The organism is Bacillus sp. EB106-06-01-XG163 (assembly GCF_058791615.1).
The window spans coordinates 23,446-37,694 of the sequence record NZ_JBYTDS010000010.1; the positions used below are offsets into that span (position 1 = coordinate 23,446).

14 protein-coding genes are annotated in these 14,249 nt (G+C 46.8%); 8 read left to right on the forward strand and 6 right to left on the reverse strand.

Annotated elements, in window-relative coordinates:
* The first annotated feature begins 8 nt into the window (after positions 1-8).
* Positions 9-392 (forward strand): glyoxalase GlxA, encoded by a 384-nt coding sequence (glxA, locus tag AC3WTF_RS12820; protein WP_032867832.1) that lies wholly within the window; start codon positions 9-11, stop codon positions 390-392.
* Between the two features lie 26 nt (positions 393-418).
* Here glxA and celB read toward each other — a convergent pair whose 3' ends face one another.
* Positions 419-1,753: a PTS cellobiose transporter subunit IIC gene (celB, locus tag AC3WTF_RS12825; protein WP_007407728.1), complete on the reverse strand. Its 1,335-nt coding sequence runs from the start codon at positions 1,751-1,753 to the stop codon at positions 419-421.
* 161 nt (positions 1,754-1,914) lie between these two features.
* On the opposite strand from celB, the gene AC3WTF_RS12830 reads away from it, so the two are divergent.
* The gene (locus AC3WTF_RS12830; RefSeq protein WP_047936439.1) at positions 1,915-3,660 is read left to right on the forward strand and encodes a S8 family peptidase; all 1,746 of its coding nucleotides are present in this window, start codon (positions 1,915-1,917) and stop codon (positions 3,658-3,660) included.
* A gap of 55 nt (positions 3,661-3,715) precedes the next feature.
* Here AC3WTF_RS12830 and AC3WTF_RS12835 read toward each other — a convergent pair whose 3' ends face one another.
* The 3 genes from AC3WTF_RS12835 to AC3WTF_RS12845 all read right to left on the reverse strand — a co-directional run bounded on the left by AC3WTF_RS12835 (position 3,716) and on the right by AC3WTF_RS12845 (position 6,535).
* Positions 3,716-4,576 (reverse strand): glycosyltransferase family 8 protein, encoded by an 861-nt coding sequence (locus AC3WTF_RS12835; protein ID WP_007407730.1) that lies wholly within the window; start codon positions 4,574-4,576, stop codon positions 3,716-3,718.
* 259 nt (positions 4,577-4,835) lie between these two features.
* Positions 4,836-5,468 carry a GTP pyrophosphokinase YwaC gene (gene ywaC, locus AC3WTF_RS12840; protein WP_007407732.1) on the reverse strand — a complete coding sequence of 211 codons (633 nt, stop codon included), beginning with the start codon at positions 5,466-5,468 and terminating at the stop codon, positions 4,836-4,838.
* Between the two features lie 131 nt (positions 5,469-5,599).
* Positions 5,600-6,535, reverse strand: a complete 936-nt coding sequence (locus tag AC3WTF_RS12845; protein ID WP_007407733.1) for a 1,4-dihydroxy-2-naphthoate polyprenyltransferase — start codon at positions 6,533-6,535, stop codon at positions 5,600-5,602.
* Positions 6,536-6,978: 443 nt separating this feature from the next.
* Here AC3WTF_RS12845 and AC3WTF_RS12850 point away from each other — a divergent pair, with 443 nt between their 5' ends.
* The 6 genes from AC3WTF_RS12850 (at position 6,979) to AC3WTF_RS12875 (ending at position 12,540) form a co-directional block, all read left to right on the forward strand.
* On the forward strand, positions 6,979-7,128 hold the full coding sequence (locus tag AC3WTF_RS12850) for a teichoic acid D-Ala incorporation-associated protein DltX (protein WP_003150882.1): 150 nt from the start codon (positions 6,979-6,981) through the stop codon (positions 7,126-7,128).
* Between the two features lie 15 nt (positions 7,129-7,143).
* Complete coding sequence (gene dltA, locus AC3WTF_RS12855) at positions 7,144-8,655, forward strand: D-alanine--poly(phosphoribitol) ligase subunit DltA (RefSeq protein WP_020958023.1); 1,512 nt, start codon at positions 7,144-7,146, stop codon at positions 8,653-8,655.
* Positions 8,652-9,833, forward strand: a complete 1,182-nt coding sequence (dltB, locus tag AC3WTF_RS12860; protein ID WP_012118762.1) for a D-alanyl-lipoteichoic acid biosynthesis protein DltB — start codon at positions 8,652-8,654, stop codon at positions 9,831-9,833. Before dltA ends, dltB begins: the two co-directional genes overlap by 4 nt.
* 16 nt (positions 9,834-9,849) lie before the next feature.
* Complete coding sequence (gene dltC / locus AC3WTF_RS12865; protein WP_003150875.1) at positions 9,850-10,086, forward strand: D-alanine--poly(phosphoribitol) ligase subunit 2; 237 nt, start codon at positions 9,850-9,852, stop codon at positions 10,084-10,086.
* The gene (gene dltD, locus AC3WTF_RS12870; protein ID WP_492314269.1) at positions 10,087-11,265 is read left to right on the forward strand and encodes a D-alanyl-lipoteichoic acid biosynthesis protein DltD; all 1,179 of its coding nucleotides are present in this window, start codon (positions 10,087-10,089) and stop codon (positions 11,263-11,265) included.
* Between the two features lie 186 nt (positions 11,266-11,451).
* Positions 11,452-12,540, forward strand: a complete 1,089-nt coding sequence (locus AC3WTF_RS12875) for a branched-chain amino acid aminotransferase (RefSeq protein WP_020958024.1) — start codon at positions 11,452-11,454, stop codon at positions 12,538-12,540.
* A 40-nt stretch (positions 12,541-12,580) separates the two neighbouring features.
* On the opposite strand, the gene licH is transcribed toward AC3WTF_RS12875, so the two are convergent.
* Both licH and licA read right to left on the reverse strand, forming a co-directional pair.
* On the reverse strand, positions 12,581-13,909 hold the full coding sequence (licH, locus tag AC3WTF_RS12880) for a 6-phospho-beta-glucosidase LicH (protein WP_047936296.1): 1,329 nt from the start codon (positions 13,907-13,909) through the stop codon (positions 12,581-12,583).
* On the reverse strand, positions 13,906-14,238 hold the full coding sequence (gene licA, locus AC3WTF_RS12885) for a PTS lichenan transporter subunit IIA (RefSeq protein ID WP_007407739.1): 333 nt from the start codon (positions 14,236-14,238) through the stop codon (positions 13,906-13,908). The genes licH and licA overlap by 4 nt, the downstream gene beginning before the upstream one ends.
* Between the last annotated feature and the right edge of the window lie 11 nt (positions 14,239-14,249).

Genomic DNA, 14,249 nt, shown 5'->3' on the forward strand with positions numbered 1-14,249 from the left:
GGAAAACCATGACAGCCAAAAGAATCGACCATACAGGCATTATGGTCAAAGATATTGAAACATCCATCGCCTTTTATCAAGACGTTCTCGGTATGCAGTTAAAGGATCGTATCACTCATACGAACGGCATTATTGAACTTGCCTTTCTCGGCTTTCAGGAAGGGCCGGAGACAGAAATTGAGCTGATCCAGGGCTACAGCAGCGAGCTTCCCGCAGAAGGAAAAGTGCATCATGTCGCTTTATTGACAGAAGATATCGCGTCGGAGTTCACGCATGCGAAGCGTCAGGGCGCCGTATTTATTGATGAAGAAATCACGACGCTTCCGAACGGGTACCGCTACTTTTACATTGAAGGACCTGACGGCGAATGGATCGAATTTTTCCAGCGTTAAAAAAACGGGCGAAAGCGCCCGTTTTTTTATGTTTCTTCAGTGACGTTTTGTTCCGCCGCCCGTTCCTCTCTCCATTTTTGAAGATCCCAAATTCGGAAAAACGGATAATAGATGATAAATGTAATCAGGAGATTGATCAGCTGCATGACCGAACCGGAGATTTTCCCGCCCGTCGCCAAATAACCGGAAATCAGCGGCGGCATCGTCCACGGCACGGCGATTCCCGCCGGTTTTGCCACCATCCCCGTGCTCATCCCGATGTACGTCGCCGTAATGGTCAAGAGCGGCGCAATGATAAAGGGCACGATTAACAGCGGATTCATGACGAGCGGCATCCCGAAAATAATCGGTTCGTTAATGTTAAAAATCGCGGGCCCGATGCCGAGACGGCCGAGCTGTTTCATCTGTTTGCTTCTGGAGCGCACAAGCATGGTCAGCACAAGGGCAAGCGTCGCTCCGCTTCCGCCGACATTAATCCATATTTGAAAGAACTGTGTCGTAAAAATGCTCGGCAGCGCTTCTCCCGCCTGAAAAGCCAAACGGTTGGCATCCATCGCCCCATACCAGATCGGCGACATGACGCCGCCGATAATGGACGCGCCGTGTATGCCGCACGACCAAAGCAGCATTTGCACGAATTCGGCGATAAGACTTCCGCCGAGACTCCCGCCCAGAATAGACAGCGGGGTGCCCAGCAGATCGCCTACGACATTGTGGAGGCTTTTAAAAGGAGTTATTTCAATAAACAGACGGGCCAGCCATACAAGCGTAATAATAATGAAACCGGGGATGAGCGCAACAAACGATTTGCTGACCGCAGGCGGCACTCCGTCAGGCATTTTAATGACGATATTTCTTTGTATGATAAACCGGTACACTTCCGTAGACAGCATTGCAATGATCATCGCGACAAACAGACCTTTGCTTCCGAGCAGCGAAATCGGAATGCCGCCTCCCACCATAATCTCTGTTGCCGAGCCGTCAGGAATAAACGGAATCTGATACGGCGTCGCCAATAAAAAGGCGGCAAGGGCAATGGCTCCCGACGACAGGGCATCCACCTCATAGCTTTCCGCAAGCCGGTAGGCAATCCCAAAGGCGGCGACAAGCGCCATAATGTCAAAGGACGCATTCACGGGATACCCGAGCTTTTCAACCCAATTTTCACCGAAAAGACCAGCCATAAAATCGGCATAACCGGGAATCGGAAGACTCGTCAGAATCAGAAAAACCGATCCGATGATGATAAGCGGCATAGTCAAAATAATGCCGTCCCGCAAAGCTCTTAAGTGCCTTTGGCCGGCGACTTTTCCGGCGACAGGCATGATTTTTTCTTCCATGACCCGATTGAACGTACTCATTTATCAAAAACCCCCTTTTTGAGTTCATTGCGCAGATGTCTTAAAGCATTTTCTCCATCATATTTTGGAAACGCTTACATTTGCATACAGAAATTTTCCTTATCCCTCAGGAAAAAAAGAATTCCGCACTGCCGATATATAAAGAAAAAGGGGGAATTGCAATGTATCACACCCTGAAACCGATAATGGCCGCGGCCTTGTGCGCCGGCCTGTTCTCCGCCGCGGCGCCCGCGCACGCCGAGACGCACGACCGGGACGTTATCGTGGTGTACAAAAATCAAAACGGCAAGGAATCCGCCATAGACAGCGGAGCGGATGTGGAACAGACCTATCAGCATCTCCCGGCAGTCGCCGTGTCAGCCGATTCACAAACGGTGAAAGACCTGAAACAGGACCCTGACATCTTATATGTAGAAGACAATGTATCCTTTCAGGCAGCAGGCGGTTCTGATATCCGCCCGTTATCAGCGGCCCAAAGCAGCAGTTACGCGCTGCCGCAATGGGATATAGAACCGACTCAGGTCAAGCAGGCGTGGAAAGAAGGCTTGACGGGAAAAAAGGTGAAAGTGGCTGTCATTGACAGCGGCATTTATCCTCATGATGATCTGTCCATTGCGGGAGGCTATTCCGCAGTCAGCTATACTTCTTCATACAAAGATGACAACGGACACGGGACGCATGTCGCCGGAATCATTGCGGCCAAACATGACGGATACGGCATTGACGGCATCGCGCCGGATGTCCGGTTATATGCGGTTAAGGCATTAGACAGAAAGGGTGCAGGGGATCTTAAAAGCCTTCTTAAAGCGATCGACTGGTCGATCGCCAATAAAATGGACATCATCAATATGAGCCTCGGAACTAACGCAGACAGCAAAATTCTTCACGACGCCGTAGACAAAGCATACAAAAAAGGAATCGTGATCGTAGCCGCCGCAGGAAACGACGGCAACAAAAAACCCGTCAATTATCCGGGCGCCTACAGCAGCGTAACGGCAGTCTCAGCGTCAACTGAAAAAAACGGGCTCGCGGCTTTTTCCACGACCGGAAAACAAATTGAGTTTGCCGCACCCGGCACCAATATTACGAGCACGTATCTAAATCAAATGTACGCCACGGCTGACGGCACATCTCAAGCCGCGCCCCACGTCACCGGCATGTTCGCGCTGCTCAGGCAGAAATATCCCGAGGAAACAAATACACAGCTCCGGCAGCAGATGCAGCAAAACGTCAAAGATCTGGGCGCTCCCGGACGTGACAGCCGATTCGGGTACGGCCTGGTGCAATATCATGTAAAGCAAAAGAGCTATGCCGAACGGACCGTAATAAAAGCGGAAAAGACGAAAAAACAGGCAGATATCAATCAAGCAAAAACGGCCGTCAGCAAGCTGTCCAAGTCAAAGGGAAAAACCGCTCTCGAGTCCCGGATCAATAAAGTTCAGACGGCAAGAAATGTGACGGACGCAAGAGACAAAGTCCGGACTGCCGAAAAACAAAAGAAAAAAACCGCCGTCAATGCCGCACAAAGCGCCATCCGCAAATTACCGGCCGGTTCAGAGAAAAAAGGGCTGCAAAAGCGGCTGAACGCTGTCAACTCAAGCCTTTTGAAAACAGCTGAGGCCAGCGTCAAGCAGGCGGAAAAAAAGACCTCTGAGGCCAGCACCGCAAAAGCCCAAAAAGCAGTCAGCGAAATCCAGCCGGGAAAAGAAAAAACCGCTCTGGAAAAACGGCTTGACCGGATAAAAGATAAACTCAACCGGCAGCAGGCTAGAGACAAAGTAAAAACGGCTGAAAAAACAAAGACGAAAAAAGCAAAATCAGCGGCGCAAACGGCAGTCAGCCGATTGAAGCCGTCTGCCGAAAAGACCAGCCTGCAAAAACGCGTGCGTGCGATTCGGATGAAATAATAAAAAAACGCTTATGAGCCGGATAACGGCTTCACAAGCGTTTCATCACACCTGCCTATTGGTTCATGGCCGGGCGGTCGATCGTGTTCCATTTCGTAAAGGACATATATCGGAAATAATGATCACGATACGGGTGCGAGGTGCCTGTATTCCAAGGCTTGTCGCTGCCGCAGAAATGGACGATGGCCGGTTCGGCACGTGTTTCTCTGTAACGTATACGGTCGATCAGTTCAGGAGGCGTTTTCTCGTTCATGATAATATGCGTCTGCGCATTCCAGCGCGGATGCAGTTCATGCCATTGATCATATAAGATCGCGTTAAGCGCGTCCTGATCATGAAACACGAGAAAATCCTCCGAGCTGTTTTCGTTAATAAAATCAATCACCTTTTCGGAAATATTTTGTTTTCTCCAAGGTTCGAAATCTATAATCATAATACCGGAATTAAAATACTTGGCAGTGTCGCTGATATTCATTTTTTTCAGCCTTTCATGCTGTCCCGCGTCTTCTACCGCCGCAACTATTGCCGGGGAAATATCCAAGTCCCATAAAACCGAAATATCTTCCATCACAATTGCATCGCAATCAATGTAAATCATCCGCTTTACGGACTCATCCTTAATTAAATCAGGGATGGAAATGCGGTAATAAGCCGCTTTTGTAATGTGGCTGCTTTCGACTGCATGCTTGTATTGATCAGCGTCTACTTCTAAAAATTCAAGCGGCGTCCCGAATGACATCGCGGTCTGTTCAAGCTTGTCCTTGTTTTCGGCAGTAATTCCGCCGTCGATCACATATAATTTCGCATCCCTTGTTTTATCCATATTCATCAATAAAGAAGCGAACATCCCACCCAAATGACGAGCATAATGATCATCGGCACATGATACGATATGCATTGTTTCATTCTTTCCCACTGATATTCATCTCCCTTTTTGTTGTACAAATGTCTTTCCCTTTTTAAAAAAAGTAAACCTCGATCTTACACATTTTTTCTGCGGGAATGTGCTGTTTGCGATTTGATATCTTTTGCATTCTCTGTTCAAATTCAATCAGGATTTCAGCCTGAATCATCGTCAGAATATATCGCGCAGGAAAGCGAAAACACGTAAACATAAAAACAACCAGCCGGACTGCACATAAAAGCGGTCCGGCTGGTTGTGATGCATCAATTGTTTAATCGACTTCTTTCTTAATCCCAAGCATCTTTTCGTCTAAATAATGGGCAATGTCCGCTGCTTCCTTCAGCTCGTCGGTCAGATGCTTTGGGACTTCGTTATTTAATTTGTAATAAATTTTATGTTCAAGACTCGCCCAAAAATCCATGGCAATGGTGCGGATTTGAATTTCCGCCTTCACATATTCCACACGATTCGTCAAATAAACGGGAATTTCAATAATCAAATGCAGGCTGCGGTAGCCGTTCGGCTTCGGATGTTTGATATAATCCTTCACCTTTACGATCTTCAGGTCCTTATGCTGCTTCAAAACCTCAGCGACATTATAAATATCGGAAATAAAAGAACAGATAATCCTGACACCCGCAATATCATGAATATGCTCTTTCATTTCCTGCGTCGTCACATCGCAGCCTTTGCGCATCAGTTTATTGACGATACTCTCAAAACTTTTCACGCGTGATTTTGTATGCTCGATCGGGTTATGCCCGTGAATCAGATTATATTCCTGGCTGATGATAGAAAACTTCGTATCCAGCTCATCTAAAGCGAATTTATAAACTAATAATTCATTTTTCCAATCTTCCATGACCGTTTTCAAATCATCCATATGGGCTGTTGACAAGTCCATTTTTTTCATCTCCTTGCTTTGCTGTCCATATATGAGACGTGTCAGTCCGCGGTCAGGTTCTTTACAATATCGTGAAGATTATGTCATAAAAAAAAGCAAATGCCGGTTATGGCATTTGCCCTTTCATTTAATCAGCGGAAATAACTGATCAGGAGTCCGATGGAAAGCAGGAATCCGAAAAATGTATTGGTTTGCGCCGTTGATTTCATCGCAATAATCATGTTCATCGGCATTTCGTTTTTCACAAAGCCTTTCACGGCCTGAACGGGTTTCGGCACGCTCAGGAAGACCAGGAACAGCCACGGGCTTGTGTAACCCATGATGACAAGACCGATGATCCAGATGTAAGCGATGGCAAAAGATGCGGCCAGTATCATAACGGCCCCTCTATGCCCCATCAAAATGGCCAGGGTTTTACGTCCGCCCTTTTTATCTTCCTCAATATCACGGATATTGTTGGACAGATTAATGGCTCCGACCAAGATGGCGATCGGGATGGAAATCAAAATGCTCTGTTCATTAATTCTGCCTGTCTGAATGAAGAAAGAAATAAGGACAAATACAGAGCCCATGCAAATGCCGGAGAACAGTTCCCCGAACGGTGTATACGCAATCGGCAGCGGGCCGCCCGTATACAGATAGCCGATCAGCATGCCGGCAAGGCCGATAGCCGCAAGCCACCAGCTGCTGCTCATGCAGATATAAACACCGAGCACGAGGGCAATCGCATAAGAGCCGAGCGCCAGCTGCAGAATTGTTTTCGGCTTCATGCCGTGGCGGACGATCGCTCCGCCGATACCGACGGAATCCTCCGTATCTAAACCGCGTTTAAAATCGTAATATTCATTGAATAAGTTCGTGGCGATCTGGATCCAAAGGCAGGAAAACAGCATGGCCAAAAACAGCAGGAAATCAACCTTTACGTAAAACATCGCCAATACGGTGCCGAGAAGTACGGGCACAAACGATGCCGTCAATGTATGAGGGCGGGTTAGCTGCCACAAAATGCGGCCCATGCTTTCTTTCTCGGGCGTCTTTTGGCTGCCCCCCATATTGTTTTGATTCATTTTCCTCTTCCTTTCTATTAAAAGGCTTTCACAGTCAGCCGATAACAGTAGTGTTGAATTGGGGTTTTCACGTTTTCTGCTACCTTATCTATCATAATAATTTCTTCCTCATTTCACAAGATGCGGCGCTTTATCGGCTATCCTGCCGGAAACGGCTTTTCGCCCTTCTCCATTGGGGTTCGGCACAAGCCTGCTTAAGAAAAAGCCGCCAAAATTTTTTTACCTCGTTTATATTTACGATAAGTTAAAAATCCCGCCTGAACAGCGCCTTTTTAGTATGATCATTTGCCAATTTATACATGCGTGTTTTCCATCCTTTTGTTTCTCATTCATTTTTAAGGAAATTTTAAGCTTAGGATATTAGACATATTTTGAAACTTTTTGTTAATCTAATCGTCATATACTGGTGTAATTATTGAATACGCGGGGAAGGAATTTTGAATATGATGCAAAAATTAAAACGTGCTTATGAAAATACATTGATCAAATGGACGTTTCATACGGGCTTTTATTTTCTGATATTAGTATTGCTCTTTTGGATGTATGGATTTCATACAGCGAATACCGGCACTTATATTTACAACGATTTCTAATCGGGGAGGATAACTATGAAACTACTTGATGCTATAAAAACATACGCAGACGCCAAGCCGCAGGCCGAAGCGTTTCGTTCCTTAGATCATTCCCTCACTTACGGGGAATTATGGGATTTGTCGGAGCGGGTTGCGTCCGGCATTCAAAAACATACAGCTGACGGTTCGAAAGCGCCTGTCCTGGTTTACGGACATATGGAGCCGAATATGATCGTTTCTTTCTTAGGATGCGTCAAAGCGGGCCGCCCTTACATCCCTGTCGATGTTTCCATTCCGGCGGAGCGGATCGTCAAAATCATTGAAAGCTCAGGCGCAGAGCTGCTTATCAGCGTATCGGGCGATGCAGTCGATACGGGAAGCAATCTGATTAAAACCGTTACGCCCGAAGAGCTTGCAGCTGACGGAGATGCAGACCTCAGCCGTGAGAACTGGGTAAAAGAGCTAGATACATTTTACATTATTTACACGTCCGGCAGCACGGGAAATCCGAAGGGCGTGCAGATATCGGCTGATAACCTGCAAAGCTTCACTGACTGGATCTGCAGGGATTTTCCTGTGGGCAGGGGTAAGACTTTCTTAAACCAAGCTCCGTTTTCTTTTGATTTATCTGTCATGGACATTTTCCCGTCGCTTCAAACGGGAGGTACGCTGCACTGCGTAACGAAAGACAAAATCAATAAACCGAAAGTACTATTTGAAGAGCTGGAGAAATCCAAACTGAACGTCTGGACATCGACGCCGTCTTTCGTCCAAATGTGTCTGATGGACCCCGGCTTTACGCAGGAGCTCCTGCCTGAGGCAGAAGTATTTATGTTTTGCGGAGAAGCGCTTCCGGCTGCCGTGGCACAGGAGCTGTTAAACCGTTTTCCGAAGGCCCGCGTATTCAATACATACGGCCCGACTGAAACAACGGTTGCCGTCACCTCCGTTGAAATTACGCAGCAGATCATCGATGAAAATGAATCCCTGCCCGTCGGTTTTGCAAAACCCGATATGGATATCTTCATCATGGATGAAAACGGGAATAAGCTTCCGGACGGAGAAAAAGGGGAAATCATCATCGCGGGCCCGAGCGTAAGCAAAGGCTATCTCGGAGAACCTTCTCTGACGGAAAAAGCGTTTTTCCCGATCGACGGCCAGTGGGCATATCACACGGGTGATGCCGGTTATGTTCAGGATGGTCAGATTTTCTGCCAAGGACGCCTTGATTTCCAGATTAAGCTTCACGGCTACCGCATGGAGCTGGAGGAAATCGAAGTACATGTAAGGCAGTCTCAATATGTGCGCACGGCGGTTGTCATCCCGTATCAGCCTAACGGACCTGTCGAATATCTAATTGCCGCCATCGTGCCTGAAAAACATGATTTTGAAAAAGAATTCCAGCTGACAAGCGCCATTAAGAAAGAACTGGCCGCTTCGCTTCCGGCCTACATGATTCCGAGAAAATTCATTTATCAGGATCACATTCAAATGACTGCGAACGGAAAAATCGACCGTAAACGCATTGGCGAAGAGGTTCTTGTATGACGCCTTACAGCTCGTTTTTCTTCTTTATCTTACTTGGAATCCTTCTTTTGCCGACGATTATTTTAGGGCTGAACGGCAAGAGATTCCAAGGATACAACATGTTTATATCCATCATCGTATTGGCTTTGATTTTCGCGCATGATCTGCACGGCGTGATCGCACTATGTATCTTTACGCTGTGGCAGGTGCTTTTAATCAGGGGTTATCTCGCTTACAGACTGAAAGCCAACAGCGGCTTTGTCTTCAGTATGGCCGTGATCGCGTCCATTTTACCCCTGTTTTTATCTAAATTATGGCCGTTTTTCTTTCCGCCGGCGCCTCATCACCCGGTTCATAACCTGATCAGTTTCTTAGGAATTTCTTATTTGACATTTAAAGGCGTCCAGCTGATCATGGAAACGAGAGACGGACTGATTAAAGAAAAAATGCCGCTTCACCGCCTTTTGTACTTTATTATGTTTTTCCCGACCATTTCTTCCGGTCCGATCGACAGATACCGCAGATTTGCCAAGGACGAACAGAAAGTATGGACAAAGGGAGAATACGCTGATTTACTGTATACCGGCATTCATAAAATTTTTATCGGTTTCTTATACAAATTCATTATCGGATATGCGATTAACACGTATTTCATTATGAATCTGTCTCATATCACCCACAGCAAACTGTGGGGTAATGTGCTGTACATGTACGGATACAGCTTGTACTTGTTTTTTGATTTTGCGGGTTACACGATGTTTGCCGTCGGTGTAAGCTATATCATGGGTATCAAATCTCCGGAAAACTTTAATAAGCCGTTTATCAGCAAAAACATTAAAGACTTCTGGAACCGCTGGCACATGTCCTTATCCTTCTGGTTCAGAGACTACGTATTTATGCGCTTTGTTTTCTGGATGACAAAGAAAAAATGGATAAAGAACCGGATGGCCGTCTCGAACATCGGGTATTTCCTGCTGTTCATGCTGATGGGCGTCTGGCACGGACTCGCCCTGCAATATATTGTATACGGCCTGTACCACGCCGTATTAATGACCGGGTATAACTTTTTTGAGAAATGGAATAAGAAATACAAATGGCTGCCCGCCAATCGTTTTACGGCCTTTTTAGCCATCGTCATCACATTCCATTTCGTATGTTTCGGATTTTATATTTTCTCAGGAAAACCATTTCATCACTAAAGGAGATTGAAAACACATGGAATTTAAACAGGAAGTATTAGACGTATTAGCTGAAGTTTGTCAGGAGGACGCTGTAAAAGAAAATCCTGATATTGAAATCTTTGAAGAAGGACTGCTTGATTCTTTCGGAACTGTAGAGCTGCTTGTCGCCATCGAAAACCGCTTCGGCATTACAGTGCCGATCACTGAATTTGACCGTGACGAGTGGAATACGCCAAACAACATTGTAAACAAACTGACTGAGTTGAAGTAAATGAAAAAGCGTTTCTTTGGACCAATTATTTTAGCGTTCGTCCTGTTTGTCGGAACTATCGCAGTTCCGGCTTCATGGCTTACGCGCTTCATTCCTGAAAAACGTGTCGAAGAGTCGGCGGCAGCCTTAAATCCGAATATGTTCCAGGGGCTCTATCTGCAAAACAAAATGTTCGAAGACTCGAAGTATCTGCCGATTTTCGGTTCTTCCGAGCTTTCAAGACTGGATGAGTTTCACCCGTCCAACTATTTCCAAGTGAACAACCAAGGCTTTACGCCTTATCTAGTCGGAAAAGGCGGGGACCAATCCTTGATACACGCCGTGAACTTTGCGGCGCATTATCAGCAGCTGAAGGGCAAAAAACTGGTATTCATTGTTTCTCCGCAATGGTTTATCAAAAAAGGTTCTGATGAACAGCACTTTGCGCCGAATTTTTCATCACTTCAGGCATTGGATTTAGCATTTAATAACCAGATTGATCCCGCGGTCAAAAAGAACATGATGAAGCGCATGCTCCGTTTTAAAGTCGTTCAGCATGATGCCGTCCTTTCTGAATTGTACAAGGGAATGGTCAACGGACAATCATGGAAAGTGAAAGCGGTCATGCCGGCTGCCAAAGCTTATTATTCTCTGCTTGAGAAAAAAGATCTTTATTATTCAATGGGAGAAACCAAGGGCCCTGAACGGACGATCTCTGAAAACCTGAAAGGGAAATCGTGGTCAGAGTTAAAAACAGCCGCCGCTCAATTAGGAGAACGGAGCTCCAAGTCCAATCCTTTCTATATCGATGACGCTTCTTATAAAAAGATTAAGAAGAAAGTAAAGAGAGTGAAAGGAATCAACAAAGGAAGAACATACGCCAAATCAGTCGAATATCACGACTTTGAGGATATGCTGGACATTCTGAAAGATGCCGGCGCTGAACCGATGTTCGTGGTTATTCCGGTCAACGGAAAATGGTATGACTACACCGGCTTCCCGAAAAAAGGCCGGACTGATTACTACAAAAAAGTCACTAAGCAAATTAAAGCGAAGGGCTTTCAGGTTGCCGACTTATCCGGGCACGAATATGATCCGTACTTTATGAAAGACACCATCCATATCGCCTGGAAGGGCTGGGTGTACGTCGATAAAGCAATGGAGCAGTTTTACAAAACCGGCAAGGTGACGGTTCACTGAGCACGGTGATGACAGAATACGTAAAAACGAACACGCAGGGGGCATTCTCTCCCCTGCTTTTTATGTGATTTGATTTTTTCACAAATTTGAGGAAAACTATTGCGAATATTTGTTGAAGGTATACAATAGAATATAAATTATTTTCAAATAAGTTTGACAATAACACCAATAGGGAGACAGAACAATATGAAACAAGACATTCGTGTTGAATTGACTTCAGCCAAAAAACCGAAACCGGACCCCCATGACCTTGCGTTCGGCAGAATTTTCACCGACCATATGTTTGTTATGGATTACGACGCCGATCAAGGCTGGTATGATCCGAGAATTATCCCTTATCAGTCCATCTCAATGGATCCTGCGGCCATGGTTTATCATTACGGCCAAACCGTTTTTGAAGGGCTTAAAGCGTATGTAACGAAGGATCAGGAAGTGCTTCTGTTCAGACCGGAGAAAAATATGGAGCGCCTGAACCAGTCAAATGACCGCCTTTGCATCCCGCTCATTGATGAAGAGCTTGTTCTTGAAGGCCTGAAACAGCTCGTAGCCATCGACAAAGACTGGATTCCGAAAGCGGAAGGCACTTCCCTTTATATCCGTCCGTTTATCATTGCGACTGAGCCTTTCCTCGGTGTAGCGGCATCCCATACGTACAAGCTGTTTATCATTCTTTCCCCGGTCGGCTCTTATTACAAAGAAGGCATTAAACCGGTAAAAATCGCCGTGGAAAACGAATTCGTGCGCGCCGTCAAAGGCGGCACCGGAAACGCGAAAACCGCCGGCAACTATGCATCAAGCCTGAAGGCGCAGCAGGTTGCGGAAGAGAAGGGATTTTCCCAGGTTTTATGGCTTGACGGCATTGAGAAAAAATACATCGAAGAAGTCGGCAGCATGAACATCTTCTTCAAAATCAGCGGCGAAATCGTGACGCCGGAGCTGAACGGAAGCATTCTTGAAGGAATTACGAGAAATTCCGTCATCACCCTTCTCAAACATTGGGGACTGACTGTGTCTGAGCGGAAGATTTCGATCGATGAAATCATCCAGGCGCATCGTGACGGCCGATTGGAAGAAACATTCGGAACCGGTACGGCGGCGGTCATTTCTCCGGTCGGCGAACTGATCTGGAATGATGAAAGTCTTGTCATCGGCAGCGGTGAAACCGGAGAGATCTCGAAGAAATTGTATGATACCATTACAGGCATTCAAAAAGGCGCGGAAGCCGACGTGTTCGGCTGGACGACGGAAGTCGCCTCACTAAGCGAAACAAAATAAGCAAAAAACCCGGAAGCGAATCCGGGTTTTTTTACTGCTCTTATGCTTCAATCGACTTAAAGAAATGAGGCAGATGTTCTTTGTGGGCCTCAAGCATTTCATCCAGAATGGCCTTTGCCACGGAGTCTGACGGGACGAGAGGGTTGATCGTCATCGCAAGTAGCGCCGTTTGATAATCTCCCGTGACGGCTGCTTCAGCGGCGACGCGCTCAAATGATTTGATTTGCTGGACGAGTCCGCGGACAGACACCGGCAGATCACCGACGGCGATCGGTTTCGGACCGTCTTTCGTCATGACACAGTTCACTTCGACCGCTGAGTCATTCGGAATGCTGGCGATCGCGCCGTTGTTTATCGTATTGACGGGCTGGATATCATGTTTGTCGTTATAGATGGAGCTGATCAGGTTGCAGGCCGCGTCACTGTAGTACGCTCCGCCCCGTTTTTCAAGCTGCGGCGGTTTAATGGCGAGATTCGGATCTTTGTACAGTTCGAACAGTTCTTTCTCAACCTTCTGTACGACCTCAGCGCGTGTGCCCTCCGTCTGTGACGCTTCTATTTCATGCTCGAGCATTTCTTTCGTTTTGAAATAATAGCGGTGGTAGCCGCAAGGAATCAGATCGAGCGCCTTAAGGAATTCAGGCTCCCATTCCGCCCCTGAAATATTTTTCATCGTCATGGCGTTTTCCGGGTCTCCCATGGCTTCAATGACTTGATCTTTCACGCTGACGCCGTCTAAGAAAACATCTAATCCGAAGACCATATGATTCAGCCCGGCAAATTGCACTTCGATCCGGCTGACATCCACGTCCAATGCTTTTGCGACGCCCATTTTAATGCCGATCGGCACATTGCAGAGGCCGACGACTTTTGTGAGATTCGAGTAGCGGAGCAAGGCCTCGGTAACCATGCCGGCAGGGTTTGTGAAATTCACGAGCCATGCATTCGGACAAAGCTCTTCGATGTCTTTCGCGATTTCCAGAATAATCGGGATGGTGCGCAGCCCTTTGAATAAACCGCCCGGACCGTTTGTCTCCTGGCCGATTACACCGTATTTTAGCGGAATCCGTTCGTCTTTGGCGCGGGCCTCAAGAAGGCCGACGCGGAATTGAGTCGTTACGAAATCCGCATCCTTCAAAGCTTCTCTCCGGTCAAGCGTCAGGTGAATCTCTATCGGAACACCCGCTTTTTCGACCATGCGTTTTGCAAGCGTGCCGACAATATTGAGTTTTTTCTCGCCTTCGGGAATGTCGACGAGCCATAATTCTCTGACAGGCAGTTCCTCATAGCGTTTAATGATGCCTTCCACAAGCTCCGGTGTATAGCTTGAACCTCCGCCGATCGTTACAATTTTAATTCCTTTTGTCATATTTTTGCTCCCCCTTGCAGACTCACTTTTTCGTAAATCTCGACTAACTCAGCGGCCAAGTCTTTCACGGTCATGGCATTCATTAAATGATCTTGCGCATGCACCATCAAAAGCGTCATGTCTGTTTTTTCTCCGCCGGCTTCATTTTGGATCAGTTCTGTCTGATAATGATGGGCTTCGGTCAGTTCCTTTGCGGCTTCCTGAAGCTTTTCTTCCGCCATGGCTCTGTCCCCCCGCTTTGCGGCGGCAATGGCTTCCATTGATGCGCTTCTGCCGTTGCCGCCATGCAGGATGATCTGAAAAATGGTCTGTTCCATTTTTTCATTCATGTGTTTCACTC

What these genes read in the sequence shown, in the direction of transcription:
- glxA (WP_032867832.1), top strand. Translation starts at nt 9, where the DNA reads ATGACAGCCAAAAGAATCGACCATACAGGCATTATGGTCAAAGATATT.
- celB (WP_007407728.1), bottom strand. Translation starts at nt 1,753, where the DNA reads ATGAGTACGTTCAATCGGGTCATGGAAGAAAAAATCATGCCTGTCGCC.
- AC3WTF_RS12830 (WP_047936439.1), top strand. Translation starts at nt 1,915, where the DNA reads ATGTATCACACCCTGAAACCGATAATGGCCGCGGCCTTGTGCGCCGGC.
- ywaC (WP_007407732.1), bottom strand. Translation starts at nt 5,468, where the DNA reads ATGGACTTGTCAACAGCCCATATGGATGATTTGAAAACGGTCATGGAA.
- AC3WTF_RS12845 (WP_007407733.1), bottom strand. Translation starts at nt 6,535, where the DNA reads ATGAATCAAAACAATATGGGGGGCAGCCAAAAGACGCCCGAGAAAGAA.
- AC3WTF_RS12850 (WP_003150882.1), top strand. Translation starts at nt 6,979, where the DNA reads ATGATGCAAAAATTAAAACGTGCTTATGAAAATACATTGATCAAATGG.
- dltA (WP_020958023.1), top strand. Translation starts at nt 7,144, where the DNA reads ATGAAACTACTTGATGCTATAAAAACATACGCAGACGCCAAGCCGCAG.
- dltB (WP_012118762.1), top strand. Translation starts at nt 8,652, where the DNA reads ATGACGCCTTACAGCTCGTTTTTCTTCTTTATCTTACTTGGAATCCTT.
- dltC (WP_003150875.1), top strand. Translation starts at nt 9,850, where the DNA reads ATGGAATTTAAACAGGAAGTATTAGACGTATTAGCTGAAGTTTGTCAG.
- dltD (WP_492314269.1), top strand. Translation starts at nt 10,087, where the DNA reads ATGAAAAAGCGTTTCTTTGGACCAATTATTTTAGCGTTCGTCCTGTTT.
- AC3WTF_RS12875 (WP_020958024.1), top strand. Translation starts at nt 11,452, where the DNA reads ATGAAACAAGACATTCGTGTTGAATTGACTTCAGCCAAAAAACCGAAA.
- licH (WP_047936296.1), bottom strand. Translation starts at nt 13,909, where the DNA reads ATGACAAAAGGAATTAAAATTGTAACGATCGGCGGAGGTTCAAGCTAT.
- licA (WP_007407739.1), bottom strand. Translation starts at nt 14,238, where the DNA reads ATGAATGAAAAAATGGAACAGACCATTTTTCAGATCATCCTGCATGGC.